The organism is Streptomyces monashensis (assembly GCF_001866665.1).
Classification (GTDB): Bacteria; Actinomycetota; Actinomycetes; order Streptomycetales; family Streptomycetaceae; genus Streptomyces; species Streptomyces monashensis.
The window spans coordinates 1-2,862 of sequence record NZ_MLYO01000131.1 but is presented as its reverse complement, the minus strand read 5'-3'; the positions used below and the strand labels follow the sequence as shown (position 1 = coordinate 2,862).

Below are 2,862 nucleotides of genomic sequence, written 5' to 3'. Positions count from 1 at the left end.
CACGCCACCGCCCAGCTCACCCACCACGCACTCGGCGACACCGGCGACCACGGGTTCCAGGAACTCCGGAACTGGCCGGTGGCCGATACCACGCCGGTGGATCTGGACGGGTTCTACGAGCGGTTGCGGGAGCGGGGACTCGACTACGGCCCCGCCTTCCAGGGTCTGGTGGAGCTCTCCCGCAGCGGCGACACCGCCTACGCCGTGGTCCGCCTGCCCGACGCCGAGGCCGAGAGCGCGGCCGTAGCCGACGGCTTCGCTCTGCACCCGGCACTGCTGGACGCGGCGTTGCACACGCTCTGCGTGCTGGAATCCGACCCTGGACGGGTGTCGCTTCCCTTCGAGTGGACCGGGGCGGAGCTGTACGCCACCGGTGCAACCGAACTCCGTGTCCGGATCGAACGGGATCCCTCGTCGGCCGAGGCCCGGCTGTGGCTGGCGGACGCCCAGGGCGAGCCGGTGGCCTCTGTGGATGCGCTCGTTCTGCGTACGGCGACCGAACGGCAGTTGCGGCAGAGCACCGGCGACCACCTCTACGGCGTCGAGTTCCAGCTTCCCCGCACGACGCGCGAGGCAGTGGCCGAAACCTGGGTTCTCGGCGGCTCCGGTGATCTCGCGCAGGTGATCGGCGGGCCGTCCGTCCTCGACGTGGCCGAGCTGCGCACGCGCCTCGACGCGGGCGACGAGCCCCCGGCACGGCTCGTCCTCGACTGCACCACGCGGGACCCGGGCGATCCGGCGGACACGGCGCGGCGGGTCACCGCCGCCGGACTGCACATGCTGCAGGGTCTGCTGGCCGAACCGCGGCTGGACGGGACCGAACTGGTCTGGGTGACCCGGGAGGCCGTGGCGGCCCGGCCGGGGGACGGTGTCGACGGCCTGGTGCATGCTCCGCTGTGGGGTCTGGTCCGTGCCGCGCGTGCCGAGTTCCCGCAACGGCCGCTGCGACTGGTGGACGTGGGTTCCGGGGCCGAGGACATCGCCGCGCTCGCCGGCGCCGTGTCCCTCGCGGACGAACCCGAGACCGCCGTACGGGAGGGAGAGATCCGGGTCGCGCGACTGGTCGCGGTCGAACCGGAACCGGAAGACGTCAGCGCGGCAACCCCGGCGCCGCGGGGAACGGCACTGATCACCGGAGGAACCGGTGAGCTGGGCAGGGAGATCGCCCGGCACCTGGTGCGCACCCGTGGAGTACGGCGTCTTGTGCTGGCCTCGCGTCAGGGCGACCAGGCCCCGGGGGCCGCCGACCTCGCCGCAGAACTCACCGAGGCCGGGGCCGACAGCGTGCGGATCTTGGCCTGTGACGTCGCCGTGCGGGAGGCCCTTGCCGATCTGATCGGTTCCATCGACGACCTGGACTCCGTCTGGCACCTGGCCGGCGTGCTCGACGACGGGCTGCTGGCCGACCAGACCGCGGAGCGGCTGGAACGCGTGCTCGCTCCGAAGCTGGACGCCGCCCTGCATCTGCACGAACTCACCCGCAAACACTCGCTGTCCGAGTTCGTCCTGTTCTCATCGCTCGCCGGGGTCTTCGGCAGCGCCGGTCAGAGTACGTACGCCGCGGCCAACGCGTTCCTCGACGCCTTCGCCGCATGGCGTGGGCACGCGGGCCTGCCCGCCAGGAGCCTGTCCTGGGGACTGTGGGAACAGGCGGGTGTCGGTCTCACCGCGCATCTCGGCCAGGCCGAGCTGACCCGGATCCGGCGCATGGGCATCCAGCCGCTGTCCGTGGACGAGGGGCTGCGGACACTGGACGCGGCGCTGGCGAGGGATGCGCACGGACACCTGGTCCCCGTCCGTCTCGAGCCGGCCGCACTGCGCCACGGCCAGGACGACGTGCCCGTGCTGCTTCGCGGCATGGCCCGGCCGCGCCTGAGGCGGGCGAACACGGGCGAGACTCCGTCGGACCTGCGCGGCAGGCTCACGGCGATGTCCCCCGACCAGCGACGCGAATCGGTGACGCTGCTGGTGCGGTCGGCGGCGGCGAGTGTGCTCGGCCTTCCGGACGAGGCCACGGTGTCCGCACAGCAGGTGCTCAGGGACCTCGGCCTCGACTCGCTGATGGCCGTGGAACTGCGGCGCCGGGTGTCGCGGGAGACCGAGGTCCCCCTGCCCGCGACGCTGGCGTTCGACCACCCCACCCCGGCCGCCATGGCGGAGTTCCTCCTGGCACGGATGGACCTGTCACAGGATTCGCGCCCCGCCGAGACCATCGTCCGGGATGTCCGGGACACGGACGAGGACGACGATCCGGTCGCGATCGTGTCGATGGCGTGCCGGCTGCCGGGCGGGGTGGGGACGCCGGAGGAGTTCTGGGAGTTGCTGTCCTCGGGCGGGGACGCGATCGAGGGGTTCCCGTCGCGGTGGGACGGCTGGGACGTGTACGACCCGGACCCGGAGGCCGTGGGCAAGAGTTACGTGCGGGAAGGCGGATTCCTGCGGGACGTGGAGAAGTTCGACGCGGCGTTCTTCGGGATTCCGCCGCGCGAGGCGCAGGCGATGGATCCGCAGCAACGGCTCGTCCTGGAAACCTCCTGGGAGGCCCTCGAACGCGCCGGAATCCGCCCCGAAGCCTTTGAGGACAGCAACACAGGTGTGTACCTGGGCGCGATGGGGTCGGACTACGACCGCTTCCACAACCATGACCTGAGTGCGCTCGACGCGTACGGCTCGATGGGCAGCGCCGGTAGCGTGTTGTCGGGTCGGGTGTCGTACGCGCTGGGGTTGCGGGGTCCGGCGGTGACGGTGGACACGGCGTGTTCGTCGTCGCTCGTGGCACTGCACCTGGCGGTCACGGCACTGCGCCAGCGCGAGTGCGGTGTCGCACTCGCGCTGGCGCAGTGCCGTGACGGCCAGGTGCAG

General features: G+C 71.9%; 1 protein-coding gene. It reads left to right on the top strand.

What is annotated here, in order from left to right:
- A partial coding sequence (locus BIV23_RS44245; protein WP_143079257.1) for an SDR family NAD(P)-dependent oxidoreductase occupies positions 1-2,862 on the top strand: 2,862 nt, incomplete at both ends.